Annotated in this window: 1 protein-coding gene; it reads right to left on the bottom strand. The window is 60.0% G+C overall.

The features are described 5' to 3' along the window. Positions 1–74 precede the first annotated feature (74 nt). Positions 75–1,805, bottom strand: a complete 1,731-nt coding sequence (gene ltrA / locus HY36_RS11390; RefSeq protein WP_081806164.1) for a group II intron reverse transcriptase/maturase — start codon at positions 1,803–1,805, stop codon at positions 75–77. Positions 1,806–2,333: the final 528 nt, after the last annotated feature.

The raw sequence follows: 2,333 nt of genomic DNA, 5'->3' as shown, positions 1-2,333 counted from the left end.
TGTCGGGTAACAGGCCGGTGTTGCCACCGGCCCGTCCCCTCAGAACCGTGCTTGCAAGTTTCCCCGCACACGGCTCAAGCAAGTCCCTGATTAGACGCGCGGCGGCAGTCGGCGTGGACAAGTCGCAGGTTCCGGTAGGAACCGTTCGTCCTGTCCCCATCCACATGAGACATGCGGATGGTTTCGCCGTTGTAGAGGCTCTCGCGGCAGGTCGGGCACGTGTGCCGTTGCCGCTGCGCAACCTTCTGCCAACTGCGCGTGAGGTCAGTCCCTCCCATCCGGCGGGTCCGGTTTCGCCAGTAATCGGCGAGAGACGGATCGTCGGGAGAGTTGCGGTGTTTCACCATCGTCCAGCGCACGATTTTGATCGCGGCTGGATGGATCATGAACGCACCAGACTGCTTGTCCATAAAGGTGTAGCTGAAGTTCGGGCAGTTATAGTGCCGCCCGAAGTATTTCCGCATCCACCAGTGTTTCAGCTTCCTCGCATGGGCACGGTGGCACCAGCGACGTTGCCGGACATGGACATAGTGTTCGATCCCTGAGAAGATTTTCCCGGCGACACTGTAGCGGTAGTAGTTGCACCATCCACGTATCACCGGATTGGCAGCTGCAAGCAGTTGCCCCTGATCCGAGCCGACATGGGCGCGGAACAGGTCCCTGAGCTTCTTCCTGAACGCTTTGACGGCGTCCTTGGAAGGTTTGATCAGGGTCTTCGTGCCAGCGGCGCGGTCTGCCACCTTATAGGAACGGACATTGAAGCCGAGGAAGTCGAAGCCTTCCCGTATGTGCCGGATGCTGGTCTTCTCCTCGGAGAGGTGAAGACCGCGCCCGGCGAGGAAGGCAGCAACCCGTGTCCTGGCCTCAAGCGCTTGCGTCTCAGTGTGGCAGATGACGACGAAGTCATCCGCATACCGCACAAAGACAGGACAGTGAGGCTTCACAAATGTGGCACTCGTACCACCGCGATACTCAATGCCCAGCGCTTCTTCCATTCCATGCAGGGCGATGTTGGCAAGGAGAGGACTAATGACCCCGCCTTGCGGTGTGCCCTGCTCGGTGGCGTGGAACACGCCATCTTCCACATAGCCTGCCTTCAGCCAACGGCGGATCATTCCCCTTGCGGGGAAGTTGCCGATAGCCTCCATCAGGGCGGCATGGTCGATATTGTCGAAGCAGCCTTTGATATCGGCATCAAGAACCCAGACCCGTTTGGACCCGGACTTGGTTGCCAGATATATCCGCTCGATGGCGTCATGGACGCCACGACCGGGCCGGAACCCGTAGCTTGTCCCCTCGAACTGTGCTTCCCAGCAGGGTTCAAGCGCATTTAGCACAATCGCCTGCTGGCACCGGTCGATAAGGGACGGGATTCCGAGCGGCCGCTTCTTGCCGCTGGCTTTAGGGATATACACCCTCCGGGCTGGAAGCGGTTCCCATGCCTTCAGGTTCACCAGCTGGCTCGCAAGATCGGCCCGCTCGGTCGGCGTCAGTGCGGTTCGCGCATCGACACCGGGAGAGGCTTTCCCGCGATTGATCTGGCTGACCCTTCGGATGGAAACGAGCAGGTTCGCCCGGCTGCGCAGCATCAGCTTTTGCAACGAGCGGACCGTCTTCCAGTCCCGCATTTCAGTCGCCCGATAGATTCTCTGGCGCAGCGTCCTGACGGTTCGATAGGCGGCAGACCAGTCAATGGTCTGCCAGTGAACAGTTCCGTCGCTTACGATCAGGCCTTGCGGCCCGTCCATCTTTTCACGAACGGTTCGGTTGCTGTTCCACGAGATTACGGGGGACTCACCAGTCATCTGTCAGCACCCTTTCAGGTTGGGCATGGCCCTATCCGCCGGGTTATGTATTCCCCGTGCCTTTCGGCTGGCGGCATTCGCTTCTGATAACTTCCTACACCCGCTGAGGAGTTGGGCGGCTCTTGCGAGCCGCTTACCGGGCGCTGTTACCAGCGACCGGACCTCATCGGGGTTACTCAGTTCCGCATCTGTGAGATGCGACCGGGTTAGGTGCCTGCTATACGCCGGGGAATATCGACCTTCCGACTGAGGGATCCACGTGCCCCCAGCCCATTCCCTTGCTCCCCGTAAAAGCCACTTCCGGGGGACTGATGGGTAACGACGCATCAACACAGATTCACTTTCGTTCACCATACCGGTCTTCTCCTTGGGCGGTTCACCGGCGTATGGCTGCCAGCTCCCCGCTCGTTGCCGGAGGCTTCGCACCAGCCGGTTACCCAGCTCGCACGCTCCGGTTAGAAATGGTCGAGAAGGCTCGACCAGAGGCATCCCTGCCTCACTCAACAGATGCGACTTTCTGGTCGCACC

It is taken from the genome of Hyphomonas atlantica corrig. (assembly GCF_000682715.1).
Taxonomy (GTDB): Bacteria; Pseudomonadota; Alphaproteobacteria; order Caulobacterales; family Hyphomonadaceae; genus Hyphomonas; species Hyphomonas atlantica.
This window is presented reverse-complemented; position numbering and strand designations above follow the sequence as displayed.

Coding starts and splice junctions, on each gene's coding strand:
- ltrA (WP_081806164.1), bottom strand. CDS start 1,805: ATGACTGGTGAGTCCCCCGTAATCTCGTGGAACAGCAACCGAACCGTT.